This is a genomic window from Methylocystis sp. ATCC 49242 (genome assembly GCF_000188155.2).
In the GTDB taxonomy this organism is placed as follows: Bacteria; Pseudomonadota; Alphaproteobacteria; order Rhizobiales; family Beijerinckiaceae; genus Methylocystis.
Genome location: NZ_KE124774.1, coordinates 3,998,798 through 4,022,875 on the forward strand (window position 1 = coordinate 3,998,798; position 24,078 = coordinate 4,022,875).

A 24,078-nucleotide genomic window follows, 5' to 3' on the forward strand; every position below is an offset into this window, starting at 1 on the left:
GAAACATCGTACAGCGTCCCCGCCGCGCCGTACCCTCAATGACCGTCTACCTTACGGCAAATAACTGCTCCAAATCTATGGCTAACAATCTTTCCTCTAGAGGGTGTTATGTACTTTGGTGATTGATTGTCTTAGTAGAATCGGATGTCTCCGATTCGCAAACCTTATCCGTCTGACGTCAGCGACGAAGAATGGTCGCTGGTTGCGCCTTATCTGACGCTCATGGACGAAGGCGCGCCGCAGCGTCAACATTCGCTGCGCGAGCTGTTCAACGGCCTGCGTTACGTGCTGCGCTACGGCATCGCCTGGCGCGCCATGCCCAACGATCTGCCGCCATGGTTCGCCGTGTATCAGCAATCGCAGCGCTGGCTGTCGGCGGGCGTGTTCGAGGCGCTTGCGCAGGATCTGCGCGCCCAGTTGCGCGTCGCTTCCGGGCGGGCGGCGGAGCCGACGGCGGCGATCATCGACAGCCGCACCTTGCGCTCGACCCCTGAGAGCGGCCCACGAGCGGGCTATGACGGCGCGAAGCGAAAGCGCGGCTCGAAGCTGCACATGGCAGTCGACACATTGGGCCATTTGCTGGCGTTGCATGTCACGCCGGCGAATGTCGATGACCGCGCCGAGGTCGGCAAGCTCATCGCAGCCGTGCAGGATGTGACAGGCGAAAGCGTCGAACTCGTTTATGTCGATCAGGGCTACACCGGCGAAAAGGCGTCCGAGGCCGCAAAGGCGCAGGGCGCCGAGCTTTGCGTCGTCAAACTCGCCGAGGCCAAAAAAGGCTTCGTGTTGCTGCCCAAGCGCTGGGTGGTCGAGCGTTCATTCGCCTGGGCGACGCGATGCAGGCGGCTCGTCAAAGACTACGAGCGCTATGCTCAGACCCTCGCAGGACTCCACGTCGTCGCCTTCGCATGTCTCATGCTCAAGCGCGCAGCAGATTTCATGATCCAAGGTGCATAACACCCTCTAGATTATCATCTCGCTCCATTCACCCCGGAACTCCAACCGAAGGAGCTGCGTCGACCGACTGGTCGGAAGCGCGCCTAGCCTCGAATCCGCAGATATGCGTGGTGTTGACAGTCATCAGTTGCAGCGGATTGTTATGAAAATTTTCCGCGCGCTTCGGCGAAGCAGCCCACCACGCTCAAAAAAGCCAAGTATTCAAACGTAATTTTCCGTCACGCCCGGTTGTTACGAGTCCGCAGTCCCGCCTAGAAACAGATTTCCTTCCGCCTCTGCAGCTTCCAAAACCAGAGCGAACAAATCATACCCGACCCACTCAGCGACCTCCTCATCACTGGGGTCGCGGCCGCGATCCTCATCTCGATCTAGCCACCATTCAACATAAGTGTCGCAAAACAGGGCTAATATCTGCAGGTCGAACGTCGGCAGTTTCCTAGCTGCGGTCATACAAATGCTCTCGACATATTCTTCATAAATTTCAAAAAGATCATTCTGCTCGACAGCAACCTGCGCAGCAAACTCGTCCCACAAACTCATAAGACCTTTCTCCATGCCCAATCGGGTCGCGCGCTCGCTCGAAAGCTCGTCTACAATACTCCTGACGACAGAAAAGAGTCGTTTTTCGCTCATCAAGCGGATTCTATCGATCCGTTCACATTCGAAATGTCTGCTCATCGCATTTCCGTCTTTCTCACACATGTGCAGGTCAGGACAATTTTTTCGCGGTTGCTTTCGCGAGCAGCTTTTGCGCCGCGCCACAAACCAGGCCTCCTGTCGCGAAATCAATGCCTTCATCCGCGTAAATCGGGACTCGGCGCGCAAATCCATTGGCTCAAACTAAGACACGGGAGCCACCTATTGCACTGAATCAGGCGGGAGAGTCTCCAATTGCTCGATGATCTCGCCGTCGCTCAAGCCTTCACCCACCTCGGAAACGTCCGCCTTGAGCAAAATCCGGGCCTTTATCAGCGTTTTCGCCCGATGGCTGCCTTTGCGCAACATGGCTTCCAGATGTGCACGCTCGTCGCCGGTCAAGCGCACAACATACCGCTCCACCTCAATCGCTTCCCGCGCCATCTTCACCTCCCGAGGGTCGAATCAATGGCGGTAGCGAATCAGGGATATCCAGCTGGGGGAAGCGCCCATTCAGATTCGATGAAGCGACCCACTAGGTTTCGGTGATGGTTGGTTTGCGGCTATTCCTGCCAGAAAGGCAGGCAAGCGATCAAGAGCGCATGGTGCGGCTGCGTGTGGCGGAAGATCGGCGGACCGCTCTGACAAAAACCGGAGAACGCGATTGGGGAGATCAACCGCGTCCATCGCCGCTGGCGCAGGCTTCCGCTGCGTCCATGCCGACTCAGGCTACGGCTACAGCGGGCGCTTCCGTCAGGCTCTGATTACGTGTGGTCTGCTGTAAGCGATGGCGGTTCGCGGCGCGAGATGGTCTACCCGGCCGAAGTCGGTCTGGCTTTCCCTGTCGCAAAAGCAGCGAAGCACCGCATGGGGAGTGCGCTTGGCGGTGAGGTCTGACGCGTCGGCGAGAGCCGGTCGACACGAGAGCGAATATATCATGAGTCGAACCTGCCAATCGACGTCACGATCAAGAGGCTCGCCTCTATGAGCATGGTCCGTCGGGTCGGCGTATAGGCGCATCAACAGCTCAGGGAATAGCTTGGACTCGATCACTTTGAAGGTCGCTACTGGACCGGGTTGCATCGACATACATTGATAGCACTAATCGGCTGCCCTTTTCTTGAGTCCCACCGGTTCAATGAAGCGGGCGGAAAATAGAGAGTCGATGGAGCAGCGCCGCAGCCGAGCCCGCCGGCCATCGGCCAAATCGTCCTCGTTCTGCTAGCGCGTTCTACCCCCAAAGCCATGCCCTCGTTGTGAGAAACTTTTCGCCGACACCGTCGAAACAATCCTGCCGAAGTGTTTCTGTGACGACTGTCCCTCCCGAAAAGTTGTCTCTTCTGTCGGCTCCGGCGAGTTATATAAACAATGTTGTTTGCGGCGTTGTGGCTCTTCTCCCGGGTACGGTCGAATACCCGGTTTCATCGCGCGTGCCTGGCCGTATTCGTCCGATCCGGAAAACGAAGACCTAGCCCGGCTGGATGGTCGGCGTCTGGCGGCTATTATGGTTCTAAAGCGCGGGCCCCGGCTGGCTTGCCCCCGTCGTATGTCGGAAGCGGTCGCATCAGCGAAACCCAGGACCCCTGCGATGCGAAGAACGCGCATGTTCGGATTTCCGATGCAGGAAGGAGTAGGTTCGTCGCTTTTAACAAGCGCATCCATGGCGAAGGCGCCTCGGTGCGAATCGCTCCGCTTTATTGAATGTGCGAATGCGTCGATTATCACGCTCTCGCCTCCGATATAGATCTGGCGGCGACAGAATATGAAGAGGTCAGGCTGGCGCAAGCAACAGGCTGGTCTCGGTTCGCGCGACGCCGTCGATCACCCTGACGGATGAAAGGACGCGATCGAACTCTGAGAGATCTTCGACCGCGATCTCTGCAACAAGGTCGAAGGCGCCATTGGTGCTGTGGAGCGCGTGAATTTGCGGCAGTCCCCGGAGCGATTGCGCGACCCGCTTTGTATTCTTTCCTGATACTTCGATCATCATTATCGCGCGGATCCGACTTTTTGTCGCCGCGTCCTTGACACGCACGGTGAAGCCCAGGATGACTTCTGCAGCGATCATTCGGTCGAGTCTGTTTTGGACAGTCCCGCGCGAGACGCCAAGCAACTTTGCAAGGGCTGACAGCGATGCCCGTCCTTCGATGCGCAAGGCCGCAATCAGGCGGCGATCGAGATCGTCCATCAAGGCCTCTGGCGAATTGATCGATCATGATGACAGATATGACAATTTCCCCACATTTCCAGTATATTTCCGCCATATCAATTAGATGGTTCCGACGCTACCTTCCCCGTAATTTCTCGGGGACGGCAAATGGTTATGTTTCTGGGTGCGCGGAACGTCGCGCGGATCATCCAAAGCATAGGATTGCGGAGCTTTACGCTTCAGCTGATCGAATATCTGCGTCAGGACTTCGGACGCTGGGAGACTTTCGAGCGGGGGCCGCGGTACGCCAGTCACTCCCCAAATGGCGTCATCGAACTGATGCCGACAGCCAATTCCGGAACCTTCAGCTTCAAATTCGTCAATGGACATCCGGCGAACACGTTGCGGGGCTTGCAGACTGTCGTGGCGTTTGGTGTTCTCGCGGATGTCGAAACCGGTTATCCGCGGCTGCTCGCCGACATGACGCTAGCCACGGCGTTTCGAACCGCGGCGACTTCCGCGCTTGCTGCGCGTCATCTCGCGCGTTCGAACTGCGAGACGATGGCGCTGATCGGGCTCGGGGCCCAAGCCGAGTTTCAGGCGCACGCTTTCGAAGCTGCGCTCGGGATAAAAAGGCTCCGGGTCTTCGACATCGACCCGAGGGCAGGTGAAAAATTCGCGCGCAACATGAGCGGCGCAGGCGTTTCAATCATGCGCTGCGATAGTGCGCGCGAGGCCGTCGCCAGCGCCGACATCATCACCACGATCACCGCCGACAAGAAGATGTCGACGATTCTGTCGAACGACATGGTCGGCTCCGGCGTCCATATAAATGCGATCGGCGGTGATTGTCCGGGGAAGGTCGAACTGGCGCGCGATCTCTTGTTGCGAGCAAATATCTTTGTCGAGTACGCGCCGCAAACACGTCTGGAAGGAGAGATCCAGCAATTGGACGCCGAACATCCTGTGACCGAATTGTGGGAGCTCATTGCGGGCCACAAATCCGGGCGCATGTCGGATTGGGAGATTACGTTGTTTGACAGCGTCGGCTTCGCGATCGAGGACTTCTCCGTTCTGCGGCTGCTTCACGATCTCGCAACGCAAGTAGGCATTGGCGAAGAGATCGATCTCATCGCATCGCCAGAAGATCCGAAAGACCTCTTTGCACTGCTGCAACAATCGGAAGTCGAAGAGACCGCACGCAATTGCCGACCTGCGCAGAACGCGATGTAACCAGAAGCGGTAAGGAGCAGGGGCCCGTCGATGATCAGCACCCCGAGGGGTCTGCAGACGCCCGAGAATTCCATGCGTGGGGAATATTCGCTCGCTAACAGTCAGCGAGCGACGAAGTTGTCGATGGAATGCGACCGCGCGGCGAGACGTGATCGCATATTGATGTGTGCCCCCGACAATTTCGGCGTCGAATATGTCATCAATCCCTGGATGGAAAATCAGATCGGTGAAGCCCGGCGTTCGCTCGCGTGGGAGCAATGGATGAATCTTCGGCGTCTGCTGTCTTTGACGGCGGATCTCACTTTCATTACGCCGGTACCCGGTCTCCCCGACATGGTTTTCACCGCGAACGCCGGGCTGGTGATAGAGGACACAGTTGTGGTCAGTCGTTTCCGCGCCGAAGAGAGGCGGTCGGAGGAAGAAATTTTTCGCGACTGGTTCGATCGGCAGGGGTTCACAATAGCGCCCTGGCCCGCAGATGTCGCCTTCGAAGGGGCGGGAGACGCCTTGGTCGATTGCGAGCGCCGCTTGATCTGGTGTGGTCATGGGTGGCGATCCAGTGCGCGCGCGGCAGAGCTTCTTGAAATGATTTTCGCGCGAGAAGCAATCAGACTGCGTCTCGTGGACCCGCGCTTCTATCATCTGGACACATGCTTCTGCCCGCTTGCCGGCGGGTGGCTCATGTATTACCCGCCCGCTTTTGATGCGGATTCGCGGGAAGTGATCGCCGCCATGACGCCGGAAAGAAAGCGCATCGAGGTCAGCGAAACGGACGCAATGTCTTTTGCCTGCAATTCTGTCGACGTCGACGGACACCTTTATATGAACGATGCGTCTGACGAACTGCAATCGCAATTGCGCGACGCGGGGTTCGCGCCGGTGCTGACGCCGCTTTCAGAATTTTTGAAGGCCGGTGGATCGGCGAAGTGCCTGACGTTGAAGTTGACCGACAAATAGCTGCAAGGCCCATGCTTGCTGCCCCACGATTTGCGAAACCGGTAAGCATGGGCCGCCTTGCCGTCGCGCGTTCTTCATGTTCGACGCCATGACAGTTGGATTGAGGAGACAGAGGAACGATGAAAGGCGTCGCTTCTCCTATCGTCCGAATTGTTTCTTTGAGTCCGACGTTTTCGCGGGCTGAGCCGTGATCAGGACTGTCGTTCTCCGCGGATCATATTTATCACCCCGGAAAAATCCATGCCGCCGCCCCCTTGGGCGTTGTAAAGCGCATAAATTTGCGTTGCGAGCGCGCCGAGCGGTATTGCTACGCCGAGTCGGGAAGCTGTATCCTGCGCGAGCTTCAGATCTTTCAGCATGAGCGCGGCCAAAAATCCGGGTTTGTAATCGTTGTTGGCGGGCGATGAAGATACAAGACCGGGCGCGGGGCAATAGCTCGTAAGCGACCAGGATTGTCCGGACGAAACTGAAGCCACGTCGAACAAAGCCTGATGCGAGAGGCCGATTTTTTCCGCGAGCACAAAGGCTTCCGCAGTAGCGATCATGGTGACACCTAACATTACATTATTGCATATTTTCGCGGCTTGTCCGAGGCCTGGTCCGCCGCAATGGATAATCCGCTTGCCCATCGCTTCAAGGATGGGCTTTGCCGCTCGGAAAGCCAATTCTTCTGCTCCGCACATGAAGGTGAGTGCGCCGGCTTCGGCCCCTGCTACACCGCCTGACACCGGGGCGTCCACCGACAAGGCTTCGCTGGCTTTCGCGATCTGATGGACGACGCGCGCGCTTTCGATGTCGATGGTCGAGCAATCGATGAGAAGGATGTCCTTTGCGAAATCGGTCGACAATTCACCCCAAACGGAGATCACCTGTTCGCCAGCGGGCAGCATGGTAATGAGGGCTTCAGACCCCGCGAGCGCTTCCGCCGCCGTGCCGGAGATGATAATTCCCTTCTCGGCGGCCCTGTCGCACAGAGGTCTCGAAAGATCGAAGCCATGCACTTCGTAACCCGCGCGCGCGAGATTGGCGGCCATCGGGCCGCCCATGGCGCCAAGTCCGATAAATCCGATGCGCCTCATGGTCCTGCTTCCGTCCGGGCTATAAGTCATGCGTCACACGCTATTAGGACATGGTCGGAATGACAAAGCTTGCTCCATCCTTGATCCCACTCGGCCAGCGAGACGTCACTGTCTTGGTCTTTGTGTAGAAGCGTATCGAATCCGGACCGTGCTGGTTGAGATCTCCGAACATAGAGCGTTTCCATCCGCCAAATGTGTGATAGGCGAGCGGCGTCGGGATCGGCGTATTGACGCCGACCATGCCGACTTGAACCCTGGAAACGAACTCGCGCGCCGCATCGCCGTCCCGTGTGAAGATGGCGACGCCATTGCCGTATTCATGTTCGTTGACGAGCGTCAGCGCCTGCGCATAGTTTTCCACGCGCACGACAGAAAGCACCGGCCCAAATATCTCTTCCCGGTAGATGTGCATGCGCGGCGTCACTTCGTCGAAGAGACAGCCTCCGATGAAGAAGCCGTTCTCGTAACCCTGCATCTTGAAGTTCCGTCCGTCGACGAGAAGCTTCGCGCCTTCCGCAACGCCGAGCGAGACGTAGTTCTCGACTTTTTCCAGATGCGTCTTCGTCACCAGCGGCCCGAAATCGGCGGCCTCGTCCGTCGAGAGGCCAATTTTCAGGCTTTCCACGCGTGGAATGAGCCGCTTCACAAGTTCGTTTGCGGTCGCTTCGCCAACCGGCACGGCGACCGAGACCGCCATGCAGCGTTCTCCTGCCGAACCGTAGGCGGCGCCGATGAGCGCGTCGACGGCTTGGTTCATGTCCGCGTCGGGCATGATAACGAGATGGTTCTTGGCGCCGCCGAAGCATTGGGCGCGCTTTCCTGTCGCGGCGGCGCGGGCATAGACATATTGGGCGACCGGCGTCGAGCCGACAAAGCCGATCGCTTTAATGTCGGGATCATCAAGAAGCGCATCAACCGCTTCCTTGTCGCCATTGACGACGTTGAGAACACCTGGAGGAAGACCGGCGTCGATCATAAGTTCGGCGAGTCGGAGTGGAACGCTCGGGTCACGCTCGGAGGGTTTCAGGATAAAGGCGTTTCCGCAGGCGAGGGCGGGACCAAATTTCCACATCGGAATCATGGCCGGAAAGTTGAACGGCGTGACGCCCGCGACGACGCCGAGTGGCTGCCGCATGGAATACATGTCGACGCCTGATCCGGCGGAATCGGTATATTCGCCTTTCATGAGATGGGGGACGCCTAGTGCAAATTCGATCACTTCGACGCCGCGCTGAATGTCGCCCTTCGCGTCGGCGATGGTCTTTCCATGTTCGCGAGCGAGAAGCGTCGCAAGCGAGTCCGTCTCGCGTGAGACAAGTTCGAGGAATTTCATCAGGACGCGCCCTCGGCGTTGCGGATTGACGGCGGCCCATCCGGGCTGAGCTGCAATCGCGTTCTCGACCGCTGCGCGGACCTCCGCTTTCGACGCGAGCGGCGCCAGCGCCGCCACCGAACCGGTCATCGGCTCGTAAACTTCTGCAAAGCGTCCGGACTCGCCCTTTAAAAATTTCCCGCCAATGAAATGACCAAGTTCTTTCATGCCGACATTCCTCCCGCGCTTTATTTAGGCCCTCAAATCCGCGCGTCGCGGCATTTCTGATCGGATAGGGTGATTTTTCTCCGCTCCCGACCTGGCGCGCTCTCGCCACGAGGCCGGGCGGTTCCTATATCAATTGGTGCGAACAGCCTTTCGAGGCGCTCCGGCGCGTATGAAAGCCCGAGAGAAAGCCCATGGCCGAAGCTTCCGCCAGCAAAATGTCCGAAAGCCCCAAAAATCGTTATGCGGATGCGCCGCGTAATGCGGACTGGACGATCGACCAGAAGTGGGAGTCATACACGGCTCAGGAGCACGATCGCTGGAACCGGCTTTTCGCACGGCAGTCGAAACTGTTGCCGGGCCGTGCCTGCAATGCCTTTCTCGAAGCGCAAGTGACGCTGGAGCTGTCGCGCGACGGCATTCCGGATTTCGCGGATCTGAGCGAACGTCTTTCGAAACTGACGGGCTGGCGCGTTGTCGCCGTTGCGGGCCTCATTCCAGACGACGCCTTTTTCGATCATCTCGCCAATCGCCGCTTTCCCGCCGGCGCTTTCATTCGACCGGAATCGGAGCTCGAATATCTTCAGGAGCCGGACGTTTTCCACGACGTCTTCGGCCATGTGCCCTTGCTCGCCGATCCGGTTTATGCGCAATTTCTGGAGGCTTATGGCAAGGGCGGCCAGCGCGCGCTCGAGAGGGGCCAATTGCATAATCTCGCGCGGCTCTACTGGTATACGGTAGAGTTCGGGCTGATGATGACGCCGAAGGGTCTTCGCATTTTTGGGGCTGGCATACTGTCGTCGCCCGCGGAGACTGTCTTTTCGCTGGAGGACTCGTCCCCCAATCGCGTGGCCTTCGATCTCGAACGCATCATGCGCACGAAATACATCATCAGCGATTTCCAGCAGACCTATTTCGTCATCGACAGTTTCGAGCAATTGCTGAACGAGTGCTATCAGGATTTTGGCGCGCTTTACGAGCGCCTGCGCCTGCTGCCGGATTTTGAGGCGCATGAGCTTGCGGCGGAGGATCGCGTCCTGACCAAGGGCGATTTTCACTATTTCAACGCCAGGGGCAGGGCGGCGTAAGCGCCGCCTGATAGCGTAGGTAATGAAACCATCTGCTCGATCGCGCCGAATATCGAATGTCCGTCGCAATCGCGCATTTCTATGCGAACGACGTCGCCGGCCTGCAGGAAGGGGGTGCTCGGCGTTCCTTCGAGCAAAGTCTCCACGACGCGTTGCTCGGCGAGGCAGGAATAGCCCACGCCACCCAGCGCCACGGGCCTTCCCGGACCGCCATCGGCGGCGCGGTTTGAAACGGTGCCCGAGCCGATGATGGCGCCGGCCCCGAGGGGGCGCGTTCTTGCCGCATGCGCGATGAGTTGGCCGAAATCGAAAGTCATGTCCACGGCGGCGTCCGGGCGTCCAAGCGGCGCGCGATTCACGAAGGAGAGAAGCGGCAGGGCGAGCTTGCCGCCGTCCCAGGACTCGCCCAATTCATCCGGCGTTACGGCGACGGGCGAAAAGGCTGACGAGGGCTTCGACTGAAAGAAGCCGAAGCCTTTGGCAAGCTCTTCGGCGACAAGACCGCGCAACGTCACATCGTTTACGAGCATCACGAGCTTGATATGGCCGCGCGCGACGGCGCTCTCGACGCCCATCGGCACGTCGTCCGTGACGACGGCGATCTCGGCTTCGAGATCGAGGCCATGCTTTTCATCCAGCAGCGGGATCGGATCGCGCGGCGCAAGAAAAGCGTCGGATCCGCCCTGATACATGAGCGGTTCGGTCCAGAACGACGGCGGCATCTCCGCGCCGCGCGCCTTTCTGACGAGCGCGACATGATTGACATAGGCGGAGCCGTCCGCCCATTGAAAAGCGCGCGGCAGGGGAGAGGCGCAGTCGCTTTCGTTGAAGGGAAAGCTCGCGATCGTCCCCGATTCGAGTTGTTCTGCGAGCTCCGCGAGCTTTGGCGCGGCCGCCGCCCAATTGTCGAGCGCAGCCTGCATTGTCGGGGCGATTGCTTGCGCCGTCGTAGCGCGCGAGAGATCTCGCGTGACGACGACAAGCTTGCCGTCGCGTCCGTCCTTCAGTGACGCCAGCTTCATAATTGGGCAATCCTCATGGCGTTCCATCGAAGTTTTTTCGCAAAGCGGACCAGCAATCGGCATAGTCATGCTGCAATACCGGCAGCGTTGCGGCGTAGCGGGTCGGATGCTGCGGTAACCGGCTCTCGAACATGAAGGCAAGCGAGCCGGCGAGCTTCTCGGGCTTCAGCCCGGCTTTCGACGCCTGCGCAAAGGCCGCCGCGTCAGGCCCATGCGGCAGCATGCAATTGTGCAATGATGCTCCCCCGGGGAGAAAGCCCTCGGGCTTCGCATCGTAACGGCCATGAATCAGGCCCATGAATTCGCTCATGACGTTGATGTGATACCAGGGCGGGCGGAAGGTATGTTCGGCGACCTGCCAGCGTTCGGGAAAGATCACGAAATCGACGTTGCCGACGCCGGCTTCCCCCGAAGGCGAGGTGAGAACGCAAAAAATAGAAGGGTCCGGATGGTCGAAGGCGAGCGCGCCGACCGGCGAAAAGCGTCTCAGGTCGTATTTGTAGGGAGCGTAATTCCCATGCCACGCAACGACGTCGAGCGGCGAATGGCCGATCTCGCATTCGTAGAAGCCCCCACCCCATTTCACAATCATGCGTGACGTCTGCTCCCTGTCCTCGAAGGAGGCGACAGGCGTTTCGAAGTCGCGCGCGTTGGCGAGGCCATTGGCGCCGATCACGCCACGATTGGGCAAGGTGAAAGGCGCGCCGTAATTCTCGCAGACATAGCCGCGAGCCGAACCATCCAGCATTCTCGTCGTGAACTTGACGCCACGCGGGACGACGCAGATTTCGCCCGGTTCGATGTCGATCAACCCGAATTCAGTAAAAAAAGACAGACGGCCCTCCTGCGGTATGACGAGGAGTTCGCCGTCGGCATTGTAGAAATATTCATCCTCCATTGATCGAGTGACGAAATAGACGCCGGCGGACATCCCCACGCGCAGGTCGGCGTCGCCGGCGGTCGTCATGGTTTTTACGCCCGAGATGAATGTCATGCTTTCATCGGGCGCCGGCGGCGGCCCCCATCTCATCTGGCCGACGGGGAGGCTGCTCATATCCCGCGCGGGCGCTGTTTCCCAATCTGGCAACGCGGTCGCCGTGAAGCGCCGGGCATGCAGGACCGAGGGGCGAATGCGATAGAGCCAGGAACGAAGATTGGCGCCGCGCGGCGCGGTGAAGGCAGAGCCGGAAAGCTGTTCAGCATAAAGTCCATACGGACATTTCTGCGGAGAGTTTTGTCCCTTGGGCAAGGCGCCCGGCAAGGCTTCCGTCTCGAACTCATTGCCGAAGCCCGACATGTAGAACGCCGCCATCGGCCTCACTCCGCGGCCGGTTTCAGCACGCCACGCTGGAGCTGGTCCGCTTCGATGGATTCGAAAAGCGCGCGGAAATTGCCTTCGCCAAAGCCATCGTCTCCCTTGCGCTGGATGAACTCGAAAAAGATCGGTCCGATAACCGTTTTCGAGAAAATCTGGAGCAGGAGCCGGGGAGGCGCGCCATCGAGGCTTCCGGCGCCGTCGATGAGGATGCCGAGCTCTCTCAGCCTGTCGAGCGGCTCGCCATGCCCGGGCAGGCGCGCATCGACGGCCCCATAGTATGAGTCGGGCGGGGAGGGCATGAACTCGACGCCGCTCCGGCGAAGCGCCGTCACCGTCTCGTAGATGTCGCGGCAGCTGCAGGCGATGTGTTGAACGCCTTCGCCGTTATAGGCGGAAAGAAATTCCTCGATCTGGCTGGAATCGTCGGCGCTTTCGTTGATCGGAATGCGGATTTTGCCGCAGGGGCTCGTCATGGCGCGGGAATGCAGGCCGGTCAGCTTTCCTTCAATATCGAAATAGCGAATTTGATGAAAATTGAAGATGCGTTCATACCATTCGGCAAGAGAGTCCATGTGGCCGCGCCGAACATTGTGCGTCAGGTGGTCGACTGAAAGCAGGCCTGCGCCTTCGGGATGCGGATCGCGCGCGCCCGTCCATCGAAAATCGATGTCCCAGATCGATCCCTCCTCGCCATATCGGTCGACAAGATAGATAAGCGAGCCGCCCACACCTTCGATGGCGGGGATATTCAGCTCCATCGGCCCGATCTGCGCCACAGCCATTTTCGCCCCCATGGCCACCGAGCGTCGCAGGGCGAAGGCGGCGTCGGCCACGCGGAAACCCATTGCGCAAACGGAAGGACCGTGACGCCTGGCGAAATCGGCGGCGAAACTGTCCGGTTCGGCGTTGAGCACATAGTTCACATCTCCCTGGCGGAAGAGAGTGACATCTTTGGACCTATGCCGGGCGACGGCGGTAAATCCCATGGCCACGAAAAGCGTCGCCAGCTTTTCCGGCTCGGGATGGGAAAACTCGACGAACTCAAAACCGTCCGTGCCCATCGGATTCTCCGCCGAGACATTCGCCTCGGGCGCGGCGGATGCGCGAAGCCCAATCATTTTCCCACCTTTCTGGACGTAGGTCGGACACTAGCTTTAACTATTGTCGATAGCGCGCGGTTGAAGCCCTGCGGGGACGGATGGCGTCAAAATTCCTTCCCGTCGGGGGCGAGGGGCCTTCTCCCACGGACTTTGTCGGAGGAAACGCGGAAATGATCCTTTACGACTATTTCCGCTCCTCCGCGGCCTATCGTGTGCGCATCGCGATCGAACTGAAGGGGCTCGCGGTCGAGCGTCGGCCGGTGCATCTGCTGCGCGACGGCGGCGAACAGAAGCGGCCGGAATATTTGGCGAAAAATCCGCAGGGTCTCGTCCCCGCCCTCGAACTCGATGACGGGACCGTGTTGACTCAATCGCTTGCGATCATCGAATATCTCGAAGCGCTGGCGCCAAATCCGCCGCTTATCCCGGCGAACCCGATTCGAGCGGCGAAGGCCAGGGCTGTCGCGCTGATGGTCGCCTGCGACATCCACCCGCTCACCAATTTGCGCGTGTTGAATTATCTCCAGCAGGAGCTCGACCAGAGCCGGGCCGCGATCGAATTCTGGCGGCGGCGCTGGATTTTGAAGGGTGGTCTCGAGGCGATCGAGCAGGCGATCGAACCCGCGCCATTCTGTTTCGGCGCGGAGCCCACCATCGCCGACGTTTGTCTTGTCCCGCAGGTCTTCAATGCGCGCCGCTTTGCGGCGCCGCTGGACCGGCTGGAGAAAATTCGCGCGGTCGAATCCGCCTGTCTCACATTGCCTGCGTTCCGGGCCACGCATCCTTCCGCGCAGGCTGACGCCGAGTAGACGCATTCCTTTCCCGGACGTCTTGAAACCGGCGCAGATCGCTAAATGTACGTTTTCTCCGCCATTGGAATGAGGAAGGCGGGCGACATGCGTCACTGGACCCCAACAATGGACTTTGACCTCGGCGACGCCGCGGATTTGCTTCGTCAGGAGGTGGAGAAATTCGCTGCGCGAGAGATCGCGCCGCGCGCCGCGCGGATCGACGCCGAAAATTCCTTTCCCAATGACCTATGGCCAAAGATGGGAGCGTTGGGGCTCCTTGGTGTGACCGTTAACGAGGACTACGGTGGCGCGAATCTGGGCTATCTCGAGCATGTCGTCGTCATGGAGGAAATCAGTCGCGCCTCGGCCTCGGTCGGACTCTCTTACGGCGCTCACTCCAATCTTTGCGTCAATCAAATTCATCGCAATGGTTCGGATGAGCAAAAACGCGGTTATCTGCCGCGTCTGGTCTCCGGCGAACACATCGGCGCGTTGGCGATGTCGGAGCCGGGGGCAGGTTCGGATGTAACCAATATGCGCCTCCGCGCGCGGAGGAGCGGCGACGAATATATCCTCGACGGAAGCAAGATGTGGGTCACGAACGGCCCCGACGCCGACATTATAATTGTATATGGAAAGACGGATCCATCAGCCGGCGCGCATGGCATCACGGCCTTTATCGTCGAAAGAGCCTTCAAAGGCGTCTCCGCCTCCCCAAAGTTCGACAAGCTGGGAATGCGCGGATCGAACACCTGTGAACTGATTTTCGACGAGTGCGTCGTTCCGGCCGAGAATGTTCTTGGACGGCCGGAGCGCGGCGTAAACGTACTGATGAGCGGGCTCGATTACGAGAGAGCCATTCTCGCGGGCGGACCGCTCGGCATCATGCGGGCCTGCTTGGATATTGTCCTGCCATATGTGCACGAACGCAAGCAGTTCGGGCAACCGATCGGCGAGTTCGAAATCATGCAGGGAAAACTCGCAGACATGTATACGGCGTTGAGCGCCTCGAGAGCCTATATCTATGCAGTCGCGAAGGCCTGCGATCGTGGGAGAACGACACGCAAAGACGCCGCCGCGGCAATCCTTTTCGCCGCCGAGAAGGCGACATGGATGGCGCTGGAGGCAATTCAGTGCCTCGGTGGAAATGGCTACACGAACGAATATCCGACCGGTCGACTCCTGAGAGACGCGAAGCTCTATGAGATCGGCGCAGGGACAAGCGAAATTCGTCGAATGTTGATAGGCCGAGAACTCTTTCAGGAAACTGCGTGAGGCTCTGATCTGCGGTTAGGCGCATTGACGAGAGAGGAATGATGCCCGTCATTGACAGTTCGATCGATACGCGTTCGCCGGAACATGTGAAAAATCGGGAAGCCATGGCCGAACTCGTCGCAAGGTTGCGTGCTACGTCGGCAATGATTTGCCGGGGCGGCGGCGATGAGGCGAGGGCGCGGCATCTGGCGCGCGGCAAAATGCTTGCGCGCGAGCGCATCGACGCACTCGTCGATCCGCTGTCGCCCTTTCTTGAAATTGGACAATTCGCTGCGCACGATATGTATGACGGCCGGGTTGCGTCGGCCGGCGTCGTCGCCGGAATTGGTCGGGTGGCCGGCCGGGAGTGCATGATCGTCGCCAATGACGCGACGGTCAAAGGCGGCGCCTATTTCCCGATGACCGTTAAGAAACATCTGCGCGCGCAGGAAATCGCCGCGCAGAATGAATTACCGTGTATTTACCTCGTCGACTCGGGCGGCGCGAATCTGCCGACACAGGACGAGGTCTTTCCCGATCGCGATCATTTCGGCCGCATCTTTTACAATCAGGCCGTGATGTCTGCGAAGGGCATTGCCCAAATCGCCGTGGTTATGGGTTCCTGTACGGCGGGCGGCGCCTATATCCCGGCGATGTGCGACGAGTCGGTAATTGTTCGCAACCAGGGCACGATCTTCCTCGCGGGTCCTCCGCTGGTCGAAGCCGCTACCGGAGAGGTTGTCACGGCCGAGGAATTGGGCGGCGCCGACGTTCATTGCCGGCGTTCCGGAGTTGCGGACTATTATGCTGAAGACGACGCTCACGCGCTTGGACTGACGCGCGCCATCGTCGCAAACCTTGCGCGCCCGACACGCCATGCGCTTGCATTGCGAGAGCCTTCGCCCCCGAGATACGATCTCGCCGAGATCTATGGCGTCGTTCCGGCGGATCGTCGCAAGCAATTCGATATTCACGAAATTATAGCCCGCATCGTCGACGGCAGTGAATTCGACGAGTTCAAAGCGCTTTACGGAACAACCCTCGTTACGGGCTTCGCCCATATCTGGGGCTATCCGGTTGGTATCGTCGCAAACAACGGAATTCTCTTTGGCGAGAGCGCGCTGAAGGGCGCGCATTTCATCGAATTATGCGCGAAACGCCAGAACCCCCTGATTTTTCTGCAAAACACCACAGGCTTCATGGTCGGAGAGAAATATGAGGCCGGCGGGATCGCCAAGGAAGGCGCCAAGATGGTTGCGGCGGTCGCTACGGCCGCCGTTCCCAAATTCACAGTGATCGTTGGCGGAAGTTTCGGCGCGGGAAATTACGCCATGGGCGGACGCGCCTATTCACCGCGATTTCTTTGGACATGGCCAAACGCCCGCATCAGCGTGATGGGCGCTGATCAAGCGGTCAGTGTCCTGTCGCGCGTGCGACGCAGGTCGCTCGAGTCGCGCGGCGAAAGCTGGTCGCCAGAAGCAGAGGACGCGTTCGCGGCGCCGATACGCGAACAATATGAACGGCAGGGTGATCCGCTCTTTTCAAGTGCGCGACTCTGGGATGACGGCATTATCGACCCGATGGATACGCGTCGCGTGTTGGCGCTCGCATTGTCGGCGTCCTTGAATGCGCCGATCGAGAAAACCAATTTTTCCTTGTTCCGCATGTGAGGGGAAATGAGCGACCTGCTGGAAAGGACTGACGCGCGCGGCGTGACGACGCTGACATTGAATCGCCCTGGACGCCGAAATGCGCTCGACGATATGCTCGTCGTACATCTGACCGAGGCGTTGCGACGGCTCGAAGCGGCGCCGGACGTCCGAATTGTCGTTTTGATGGGCGCCGGCGAGAGCTTCTGCTCAGGCGGAGACATCGAATGGATGAAAAGACTGGCGAATGGCGCGCCGGAACACAATGAGGCGGACGCGCTCGCTCTCGCCGAGCTCATGAAAACGCTGGACCAGTTGTCGAAGCCGACGATCGCGGTAGCGCATGGCGCCGTCTACGGCGGCGGCGTCGGGCTGGTCGCCTGCTGCGACGTCGGCGTTGCATCGGAAGGCGCAAGTTTTTGTCTGAGCGAAGTGAGGCTCGGTCTTATTCCTGCAGTAGTCGGTCCTTACGTGACGAGGTCGATCGGGATACGCCAAGCGCGCCGCTACTTCGTCACGGCCGAGGTAATCGGCGCCAGGCGCGCAGCGGACATCGGACTCATCCACGATCTTGCGCAAGAAGCGGAGTTGCCGAAGCTGCTCGATCGGATCATCGAGGCAATTTTGCTTGGCGCGCCTTGCGCGCAGGCAGACGCGAAGGCTCTGATGCGCCTGTGCGAAGGGAGGTCCATCGACGAGCAGTTGGTGATGGAGACGGCGCAAAGGTTGGCGGCGCGCCGCGTATCGTCCGAGGGGCGCGAAGGATTGAGCGCTTTCCTCGAAAAGCGCGCGCCATGGTGGCGCGCAGGGCCGGGCGGCGCGAATGTTTCATAAATTGCTGATCGCCAATCGAGGGGAAATCGCCTGTCGTATTGCAAGAACAGCGCGACGGATGGGTATTGCAACAGTCGCAGTCTATTCAGAAGCCGATAAGGCGGCGCTCCATGTCGAGGTCGCCGATGAGGCCTGGCCGATTGGCCCTGCGCCAGCTCGGGAAAGTTACCTTTCAATTGACAAGATATTGGACATTGCGCGGCGCTCGGGCGCGCAGGCGATACACCCCGGATATGGGTTCCTCGCAGAGAATGCGGACTTCGCGGAACGCTGCTCGCAGGCTGGCGTGATTTTTGTTGGGCCGCCGCCAAACGCGATGCGATTAATGGGCTCCAAGGGGTCGGCGAAATCGTTGATGGAACGGGTGGGGGTGCCGATATTGCCGGGCTATCACGGAGCCGCGACGGACGAGGCGACCATGTCGGCCGCCGCCGAAAATATTGGCTTTCCGCTTCTCGTCAAAGCTTCGGCCGGCGGCGGCGGGCGAGGTATGCGTGTCGTTCGGAGAATGAGTGAACTAGCCGCCGCTCTCGAAAGCGCGGCGCGCGAAGCTGTGGGGTCCTTCGGCGACGGGCGATTGTTGCTCGAGAAATATCTGTTGCGGCCGCGGCATATCGAAATCCAGATTTTCGCCGACGCATATGGTGAAGTGGATACTTTTATTGAAAGAGATTGCTCGATACAGCGGCGTCATCAGAAAATATTGGAAGAGACGCCCGCGTGCGGGCTCTCCGAAAATATGCGCCGCGAGATGCGCGCCGCAGCCGCGAATGCGGCGCGCGCGGCGGGCTACGTCGGCGCGGGAACGATCGAATTCCTCTGCCAGGACGACGCGTTTTATTTTCTCGAGATGAATACGCGGTTGCAAGTGGAGCACCCAGTGACGGAAATGGTCACAGGTCTGGATTTGGTGGAATGGCAGTTTCGTGTTGCCTGCGGGGAGCCCTTGCCGGTGAAGCAGGATGCGCTCGTCATGCGGGGTTGCGCGATCGAAGCGCGTATCTGCGCCGAAGATCCAGCGCGCGATTTTCTTCCTTCCATCGGAGTGATCGAGCATTTCCGAAAGCCCGGCGAGAGCGTGACGGTTCGTGTGGACACCGGGGTCCGGCGCGGCGATCGCGTGACCCAGCATTATGACTCGCTGATCGCAAAACTTGTTGTTTACGACGGGACGCGTGGCGACGCCATACAAAGACTGCAAGAAGCACTCGATTCAACCGAGCTGGTCGGCGTAGCGACCAATCTCGATTTTTTAAGAGCGCTTGCGCGCGATCCACGCTTTCTCGACGGCTCGTACGATACCGGTTTCATCGAGGCCGCTGGAGATGAACTGACGGTCACACACACAAGCCCGCAAGACGATATGATATTTATCCTGGCGGCGGGGACGGCGATGTGGATAGCCGACCTGCATGAGCGTGATAATTGCGCCGCGAGGGAGATCGGCGACCCGTGGTCGCCATGGTCGCAATGCGATGCATGGCGCGTTCATGGAAGAGGCTATTTCGGCTTGCGCTTCAGTCTGGACGGCGAGATACATTGCGCGCGCGTGCTTCCACATTCCGACGGCGACTTTCAACTCGACGCATTTTCGCAATCTGTCATCGTGGTGGCTATACGTGACGGTGACAGGACAAATGTGCGCGTCGATGGCGTCAAGCGTGAGCTCGGGATTGTACGGCGAGACGATGGCTGTGTCGTCATTCTGGCAGGGCGCAACCATCATCTCCATCTCATCGATCCCTTGTCGCCCGCTCCAAATGAAACCGCCGCCGAGCGAAGCCTGAGCACGCCATTTCCGGCGAGAGTGACGCGGGTCCTCGTCGACGCGGGCGAGAGCGTGAGGAAAGGCGCCCCTCTCGTCGTTCTCGAAGCAATGAAGATGGAGGTGACGCTGACGGCGCCGCGCGACGGCATGGTTGCAAGCGTCCATTGTGTCGAAGGAGAAACCGCTAGGGAGGGCGCCGAATTGATAGAGCTTGTCGACGAGGCGCCGACATGACATTGCCCGAGAAGGTGCGCATCGTCGAAGTCGGTCCCCGCGACGGTCTCCAGAACGAAGCCGCGATCCTCTCGATCGACGCCAGGGCGCAATTGATAAGGCTTCTGGCGAAGGCCGGATTGACTCGCATCGAGGCGGGAAGTTTCGTTTCATCGAAATCGGTTCCCCAGATGGCGGCGAGCGGCGAAGTCCTCGCGCGTTTGGCCTCAGGCACGGGTGCAAGATTGTCCGTTCTGGCGGCGAATTTGGTGGGTCTGGAGGCGGCGCTCGCCGCTGGCGCAAAGGAGATCGCGGTGTTTGCCTCCGCGACGGAGACCTTCTCGCGCAGTAATCTCAACTGCTCGATTGATGAGAGTCTGGATCGTTTTGCGCATGTCGCCGGGGCGGCGAGAAGGCGTGGGGTCGTGGTTCGCGGCTATGTCTCCTGCGTTCTCGGCTGCCCCTATGAAGGCAAGGTGTCGCCCGCGCGCGTAGCGGAGATCGCCGGAAGGCTTCGCGAGATGGGATGCTATGAAATCTCTCTTGGCGACACGATTGGCGTCGGCACGCCCCTGGTGGCGCGGAACCTTGTTGAAGTAGTGTCGCGCGAGACGCCGATCGAAAGCCTCGCGGTTCATTTTCATGACACATATGGGCAGGCGCTGGCGAATATATTCTCCTGCCTTGAGGCGGGGGTGTCCGTTGTCGACAGTTCGGTCGCAGGGCTTGGCGGGTGCCCCCATGCGCCCGGAGCCGCCGGCAATGTCGCAACTGAGGACCTCGTATACATGCTGGATGGCATGGGGATCGAAACGGGCGTCGATCTCGACGCTTTACTGGAAGCCGGCGCATTCATCTGCGGGGAGTTGGGTCGCAAGCCAGCGGGTCGCGTCGCGCAAGCTTTTGCCGCCCGGAGGAACTGAGCGAGTCGCGAGCCGATGGAAGCCTTGCCGGAACCGGTTGTCCGCGACAGATTCAAAAAAGCGCAAAAGCGTTGTTGCATTTTGCTGACGAGATGCGAAGCGATGCAGTACTTGTTCGGATTGAGCGACGAACAATTGGCCATACGCGAGATGGCGATGAACTTCGCGCGCGAAAGGATCGCTCCTTACGCGGTCGAATGGGACAGGGAGAAGTTCTTCCCAGTCGACACGCTCCGGGAAGCGGCAGCCTTGGGAATGGCTGCGATTACGGTCGGCGAGGAACACGGTGGCGCAGCCCTCAGCCGCTTCGACGCGGCATTGATATTCGAAGCGTTGGCGAACGGCTGCCCCACGATCGCCGCCTATCTCTCGATTCACAATATGTGCGCCGGAATGATCGACGTTTTCGGTTCGCCGCGTCAGCGCCGGGAATGGTTGCCGCGTCTTGTTTCCATGGAGACGCTGTCGAGCTACTGCCTCACCGAACCCGGCTGCGGCTCCGACGCGGCGGCGCTGCGCACGCGAGCAGAACGCGACGGAGACGTTTACGTTGTTAATGGAGAAAAGCAGTTTATCTCGGGCGCGTCCGCCGGCGGCGATCGGCATCTTTATATTGTGATGGCTCGCACTGGGCAGGATGGTCCCGGCGGCGTGTCGACCTTTGTCATCGAAGGCACATCGCATGGCATGCGCTTCGGGAGCAATGAGCGAAAGATGGGCTGGAATGCGCAGCCGACGCGGGCGATATTTTTCGAAAATTGCCGTGTCCCAGCGGAAAATATGTTGGGAGAGGAGGGCGCGGGATTCAAGATCGCCATGGCGGGCCTGGATGGCGGCCGACTGAACATCGGGGCCTGTTCGCTCGGCGGAGCTCAATCCACCCTGATGAAAACTCTTGATTATATGCGTGAGCGAAAGGCTTTCGGAAAACCGCTCGATGATTTTCAGGCCCTGCAATTCCGTCTCGCAGACATGGCGACCGGATTGGAGACGGCGCGGGCCTTGCTGTGGCGTGCCGCTGCGGCGCTCGACGCAAAGGCGAAGGATGCGTCAATTCTCTGCGCCATGGCCAAGCGCGTCGCGACCGATGTGGGTTTCGACGTCGCCAACAACGCTTTGCAATTGCATGGGGGCTACGGCTATCTCTGCGACTATGGCGTCGAAAAGATCGTTCGTGATCTGCGGGTCCATCAAATCCTGGAGGGAACGAATGAAATCATGCGATTGATCGTGGCTCGCAATCTGTTACGAAGCTGAGGATTGCATGACAAGCAACGAACTTCTCGTTTCACGCGTCGGTCGCCTCGGGCGTATAATTCTCAATCGGCCAAAAGCGCTGAATAGTCTGACCCTCGGTATGGTGCGATCCTTTTCTGCGGCGCTCGACGAGTTCGGAGCCGATCCCGAAATCCTGGCCGTTTTGGTTAGTGGAGAAGGCGAACGCGGGCTTTGCGCCGGCGGCGACATTCGTACGCTCTACGATCTTCGCGATAAGAACAAGGACTATTACAAGATCTTCTGGCGGGAGGAATATCAGCTCAACGCGCGTATCGCGTCATTTCCCAAGGTCTTTATCGTTATCATGGATGGCCTCGTCATGGGCGGCGGCGTGGGGATTTCAGCGCATGGCAATCGCCGGCTCGTTACGGAGCGCACACGGATCGCCATGCCGGAAACCGGTATCGGCTTCATCCCCGACGTAGGCGGCACATGGCTTCTTACTCGCAATGGCGGCGCTGGCGTCTATATGGCTTTGTCGGGAGCGGCGGTCACGGCGACGGACGCAATTCATGTTGGGCTGGCCGACATGGCGATCAGATCGCATGACGCCGCCGAACTGGAGAGGCGCTTGTCGACGATCGTGGAAGCGAAGGACGTCGACGCGATCCTTCGGACTTTCGAGGAGGAAGCCGCCGTGGGAATTTTCGAGCGGAACAAAACTTTGCTGGACACGGCGATGGCGCACAGCAGCGTCGAGGAGATCATCGCAGCGCTTTATTCTGCCAATACAGAATTCGCCGTCGCCGCCGCAAACCAAATTTCGCAAAAGTCGCCGACGAGCCTGAAGGTGACGCACGCCTTACTGAGTCGCGCCGCCGCCGCGGACCACCTGGAGACATGCCTCACGAACGAGTTTCGCGCCGCTTGCAGTCTGTTGCATTCGCACGATCTTTATGAGGGTATTCGCGCCGCTGTCGTTGACAAGGACCGAAATCCGAAATGGTCGCCGGCGACGCTCGCAGAGGTCGACGAACGAACGGTTGCCGAGATTCTGAGGGGCGACGGCGATCAGGAACCTGTTTTTCGAGCCTGGGCGGAGTTGGCCTGAAAATCGAGCAGGCTTCGCATTTACTTGGACAGGAAGGGCGTTCCGATGAAACCTTCGAGCCCCATGGTCATCGTCGGAGCCGCTCGAACGCCGATCGGCGGATTTCTCGGCGATCTAAAAAATGCGCCGGCGCCCCGGCTCGGCGCGCGGGCCATCGAGGCGGCTGTTTTGCGGGCCGGTCTGTCGTTTGAAGAAATTGACGAGGTGGCTATGGGCTGCGTCCTGACGGCCGGGCAGGGACAGGCGCCGGCGAGACAGGCGGCCCTGGGCGCTGGCCTGACGGAAGCCGCGGGTTGCGTCACGATTAACAAGATGTGCGGCTCGGGTATGAAGGCGATCATGCTGGCGCATGATCAGCTGGCGGCGGGAAGCGTTCGGATCATGGTTGCGGGCGGCATGGAGAGTATGAGCAACGCGCCCTATCTCCTCGATCGCGCTCGGCAAGGCTATCGAATGGGGCATCGCAAGGTTCTCGACCATATGTTTCTGGACGGTCTCGAAGACGCCTATGAACAGGGCAGATTGATGGGATCCTTCGCTGAGGATTGCGCGACGGCCTACCAGTTCACACGTGACATGCAGGACGAATACGCAACGGAGTCGCTGCTGCGGGCGCAACGCGCCGCCTCACTCGATTTCTTCGAGCAGGAAATCGCTTCGCTGACGGTGCGGGATGGGAAGAGCGAGCGCACGATTTCGCAGGATGAACTTCCGGCAAAGGCGCGGCCTGATGAAATAGGCAAACTCAAGCCGGCCTTCCGGGAGGGAGGCACGATCACGGCCGCCAACTCCAGTTCGATATCCGATGGCGCCGCCGCGGTCACGCTCACGAGTCTCGCTCATGTCGAACGGCGGGGCTTGACCCCGCGAGCGCAGATTGTCGCACACGCCACACATGCCGGCGCCCCTGGCGACTTTCCGACGGCGCCCATCGAGGCCATCCGCAAGCTGCTCGATAAGACAGGGTGGCGGCTCCAGGACATAGACCTTTACGAAATCAACGAGGCTTTTGCGGTCGTTGTCATGGCCGCGATGCGCGACCTCGGACTTCCGCGAGACAAGGTGAATATTCACGGCGGCGCCTGCGCGCTCGGGCATCCCATCGGCGCATCGGGCGCGAGGATTGTCGTTACGCTGCTGGCGGCGTTGGAGCTAAATGACCTTCGCAGGGGCGTCGCGGCGCTCTGCATCGGCGGGGGTGAGGCGACCGCCATTGCAATAGAGCGTAGCTTCTAGAGGGT

The 24,078-nt window shown here is 59.6% G+C and carries 21 protein-coding genes; 13 read left to right on the forward strand and 8 right to left on the reverse strand.

The window, feature by feature from the left end; genetic code table 11:
* Positions 1-144 precede the first annotated feature (144 nt).
* Positions 145-957: an IS5 family transposase gene (locus MET49242_RS21625; RefSeq protein ID WP_036279258.1), complete on the forward strand. Its 813-nt coding sequence runs from the start codon at positions 145-147 to the stop codon at positions 955-957.
* A 231-nt stretch (positions 958-1,188) separates the two neighbouring features.
* Here MET49242_RS21625 and MET49242_RS21630 read toward each other — a convergent pair whose 3' ends face one another.
* The 3 genes from MET49242_RS21630 to MET49242_RS21645 all read right to left on the reverse strand — a co-directional run bounded on the left by MET49242_RS21630 (position 1,189) and on the right by MET49242_RS21645 (position 3,781).
* Positions 1,189-1,755 carry a hypothetical protein gene (locus tag MET49242_RS21630; RefSeq protein ID WP_144259751.1) on the reverse strand — a complete coding sequence of 189 codons (567 nt, stop codon included), beginning with the start codon at positions 1,753-1,755 and terminating at the stop codon, positions 1,189-1,191.
* 60 nt (positions 1,756-1,815) lie between these two features.
* Positions 1,816-2,037 carry a hypothetical protein gene (locus tag MET49242_RS21635; RefSeq protein ID WP_036285993.1) on the reverse strand — a complete coding sequence of 74 codons (222 nt, stop codon included), beginning with the start codon at positions 2,035-2,037 and terminating at the stop codon, positions 1,816-1,818.
* A 1,327-nt stretch (positions 2,038-3,364) separates the two neighbouring features.
* Entirely contained in the window at positions 3,365-3,781 is a 417-nt protein-coding gene (locus MET49242_RS21645; protein ID WP_036285997.1) for an Lrp/AsnC family transcriptional regulator, read from the reverse strand.
* Between the two features lie 129 nt (positions 3,782-3,910).
* On the opposite strand from MET49242_RS21645, the gene MET49242_RS21650 reads away from it, so the two are divergent.
* Together MET49242_RS21650 and MET49242_RS21655 are read left to right on the forward strand one after the other, a co-directional pair.
* The gene (locus tag MET49242_RS21650; protein ID WP_051134397.1) at positions 3,911-4,975 is read left to right on the forward strand and encodes an ornithine cyclodeaminase; all 1,065 of its coding nucleotides are present in this window, start codon (positions 3,911-3,913) and stop codon (positions 4,973-4,975) included.
* 261 nt (positions 4,976-5,236) lie between these two features.
* On the forward strand, positions 5,237-5,932 hold the full coding sequence (locus tag MET49242_RS21655; RefSeq protein ID WP_256378623.1) for a dimethylarginine dimethylaminohydrolase family protein: 696 nt from the start codon (positions 5,237-5,239) through the stop codon (positions 5,930-5,932).
* 191 nt (positions 5,933-6,123) lie between these two features.
* Here the strand turns inward: MET49242_RS21655 and mmsB are convergent, their stop codons facing one another.
* A complete protein-coding gene (gene mmsB, locus MET49242_RS21660) occupies positions 6,124-7,011 on the reverse strand; it encodes a 3-hydroxyisobutyrate dehydrogenase (protein WP_036289118.1) in 888 nt (295 codons plus the stop codon).
* A 43-nt stretch (positions 7,012-7,054) separates the two neighbouring features.
* Positions 7,055-8,551 (reverse strand): CoA-acylating methylmalonate-semialdehyde dehydrogenase, encoded by a 1,497-nt coding sequence (locus MET49242_RS21665; protein ID WP_036286001.1) that lies wholly within the window; start codon positions 8,549-8,551, stop codon positions 7,055-7,057.
* A 191-nt stretch (positions 8,552-8,742) separates the two neighbouring features.
* Here MET49242_RS21665 and phhA point away from each other — a divergent pair, with 191 nt between their 5' ends.
* On the forward strand, positions 8,743-9,636 hold the full coding sequence (phhA, locus tag MET49242_RS21670) for a phenylalanine 4-monooxygenase (protein ID WP_202804177.1): 894 nt from the start codon (positions 8,743-8,745) through the stop codon (positions 9,634-9,636).
* On the opposite strand, the gene MET49242_RS21675 is transcribed toward phhA, so the two are convergent.
* The 3 genes from MET49242_RS21675 to hppD are packed head-to-tail and all read right to left on the reverse strand — an operon-like array spanning position 9,606 to position 13,094.
* Positions 9,606-10,658, reverse strand: coding sequence for a fumarylacetoacetate hydrolase family protein (locus tag MET49242_RS21675; RefSeq protein ID WP_051134398.1), 1,053 nt, complete (start codon positions 10,656-10,658; stop codon positions 9,606-9,608). The two genes, phhA and MET49242_RS21675, sit on opposite strands and share 31 nt — an antisense overlap.
* Before the next feature lie 13 nt (positions 10,659-10,671).
* The gene (gene hmgA / locus MET49242_RS21680) at positions 10,672-11,970 is read right to left on the reverse strand and encodes a homogentisate 1,2-dioxygenase (RefSeq protein ID WP_036286003.1); all 1,299 of its coding nucleotides are present in this window, start codon (positions 11,968-11,970) and stop codon (positions 10,672-10,674) included.
* A 5-nt stretch (positions 11,971-11,975) separates the two neighbouring features.
* Entirely contained in the window at positions 11,976-13,094 is a 1,119-nt protein-coding gene (gene hppD / locus MET49242_RS21685; RefSeq protein ID WP_036286006.1) for a 4-hydroxyphenylpyruvate dioxygenase, read from the reverse strand.
* A gap of 152 nt (positions 13,095-13,246) precedes the next feature.
* Between hppD and maiA the strand changes: the two genes are divergently transcribed.
* The 9 genes from maiA to MET49242_RS21730 all read left to right on the forward strand — a co-directional run bounded on the left by maiA (position 13,247) and on the right by MET49242_RS21730 (position 24,073).
* Positions 13,247-13,885: a maleylacetoacetate isomerase gene (maiA, locus tag MET49242_RS21690; RefSeq protein ID WP_036289125.1), complete on the forward strand. Its 639-nt coding sequence runs from the start codon at positions 13,247-13,249 to the stop codon at positions 13,883-13,885.
* A gap of 87 nt (positions 13,886-13,972) precedes the next feature.
* Positions 13,973-15,142, forward strand: a complete 1,170-nt coding sequence (locus MET49242_RS21695; RefSeq protein ID WP_036289126.1) for an isovaleryl-CoA dehydrogenase — start codon at positions 13,973-13,975, stop codon at positions 15,140-15,142.
* A gap of 104 nt (positions 15,143-15,246) precedes the next feature.
* The gene (locus MET49242_RS21700) at positions 15,247-16,791 is read left to right on the forward strand and encodes a carboxyl transferase domain-containing protein (protein ID WP_305809096.1); all 1,545 of its coding nucleotides are present in this window, start codon (positions 15,247-15,249) and stop codon (positions 16,789-16,791) included.
* Between the two features lie 6 nt (positions 16,792-16,797).
* A complete protein-coding gene (locus MET49242_RS21705) occupies positions 16,798-17,604 on the forward strand; it encodes an enoyl-CoA hydratase-related protein (protein ID WP_036286008.1) in 807 nt (268 codons plus the stop codon).
* Complete coding sequence (locus MET49242_RS21710) at positions 17,594-19,606, forward strand: biotin carboxylase N-terminal domain-containing protein (RefSeq protein ID WP_036286010.1); 2,013 nt, start codon at positions 17,594-17,596, stop codon at positions 19,604-19,606. Before MET49242_RS21705 ends, MET49242_RS21710 begins: the two co-directional genes overlap by 11 nt.
* The gene (locus tag MET49242_RS21715) at positions 19,603-20,508 is read left to right on the forward strand and encodes a hydroxymethylglutaryl-CoA lyase (protein ID WP_036286012.1); all 906 of its coding nucleotides are present in this window, start codon (positions 19,603-19,605) and stop codon (positions 20,506-20,508) included. Before MET49242_RS21710 ends, MET49242_RS21715 begins: the two co-directional genes overlap by 4 nt.
* Positions 20,509-20,610: 102 nt before the next feature.
* Complete coding sequence (locus tag MET49242_RS21720) at positions 20,611-21,765, forward strand: acyl-CoA dehydrogenase family protein (RefSeq protein ID WP_036289131.1); 1,155 nt, start codon at positions 20,611-20,613, stop codon at positions 21,763-21,765.
* A gap of 7 nt (positions 21,766-21,772) precedes the next feature.
* Complete coding sequence (locus MET49242_RS21725) at positions 21,773-22,837, forward strand: enoyl-CoA hydratase/isomerase family protein (protein ID WP_036286014.1); 1,065 nt, start codon at positions 21,773-21,775, stop codon at positions 22,835-22,837.
* A gap of 45 nt (positions 22,838-22,882) precedes the next feature.
* On the forward strand, positions 22,883-24,073 hold the full coding sequence (locus MET49242_RS21730) for an acetyl-CoA C-acyltransferase (RefSeq protein WP_036286016.1): 1,191 nt from the start codon (positions 22,883-22,885) through the stop codon (positions 24,071-24,073).
* Positions 24,074-24,078 lie beyond the last annotated feature (5 nt).